Annotated in this window: 1 protein-coding gene; it reads left to right on the forward strand. The window is 75.2% G+C overall.

Annotated features, from left to right (window positions below; all coding sequences use genetic code 11):
• Positions 1–16: 16 nt before the first annotated feature.
• Positions 17–1,146: NAD(P)H-hydrate epimerase (locus AC1D01_RS35775; protein ID WP_477874427.1), on the forward strand; the 1,130-nt coding region annotated here is incomplete at its 3' end.

The raw sequence follows: 1,146 nt of genomic DNA on the forward strand, positions 1-1,146 counted from the left end.
GCGCTGATCGACTGGCATGCTGCAGCGGATCCATGCTGGAACCCCCGCCTGGCCGCTGCACGGGCTGGCCCGCACGCGGGAGATCGAGGCCGCGGCGCTGCAATCGGTGCCGCCCTTCACGCTGATGCAGCGCGCCGGCGCTGCCGCGGCGCGCCTCGCCCGTGCGCTCGCGCCGCACACGCGGCGCGCCTGGGTGGCGGTCGGGCCGGGCAACAACGGCGGTGACGGCATGGTCGCGGCGGTCGCGCTGCGCCGCATCGGCATCGAGACCTTCGTGACGCTGGCGGGCGATCCATCACGGCTGCGTGGCGACGCGAAGCAGGCCCATGCGCTGGYGCTGACCGAAGACCTGCAGTGGGTCGAGCAGCCGCCTGTCGGTTTCGGCCGCGCCGGCGACTTCGCCGTCGACGCCTTGCTCGGCATCGGCGCGAGCCGTGCGCCCGAAGGCGCGCTTGCGGCGCTGATCGAGCGCCTGAACGCCCTCGCCTGCCCGGTGCTCGCGATCGACGTGCCGTCGGGCCTCGATGCGGACACCGGCCAGCCGCACGGTGATGCGTGCGTGACGGCCACGCACACGCTGTCGCTGCTGACGCTGAAGCCCGGGCTGTTCACCGGCCACGGGCGCGACCGTTGCGGCGAGGTCTGGCTGGAGGCCCTTGGCGTCGACATCGGCCCCGGATCGGCCGACGCCTCGCTCGGCGCCGCACCATCCACTGCCGGCTGGCAGCGCGCGCATGCGCAGCACAAGGGCAGCTTCGGCGACCTGGTCGTGATCGGTGGCGCACCGGGGATGGCGGGCGCCGCGCTCCTGGCCGCACGCGCCGGGCATGCGGCCGGCGCCGGCCGCACCTACCTGAGCTGGCTCGACGAGGCCGGCCCGGCAGTCGACGGCGAGCACCCCGAGCTGATGATCCGGCGGGCGCTGTGGAAAGACGACCTGCTGCGCGAAGCCACCGTGGTCTGCGGCTGTGGCGGCGGGGCCGCGGTGCGTGCCGTGCTGCCGCGTGTGATCAGCCAGGCCGCTCGCCTGGTGCTCGATGCCGATGCGCTGAACGCGATCGCTGCCGACACCGGCCTGCGGCAGTTGCTGGTCGCGCGCGGCCGCGGCGGCCGGCCGGCCGTGCTGACGCCCCACCCGCTGGAGGC

The sequence above is a fragment of the Rhizobacter sp. P3_B12 genome (assembly GCF_056402895.1).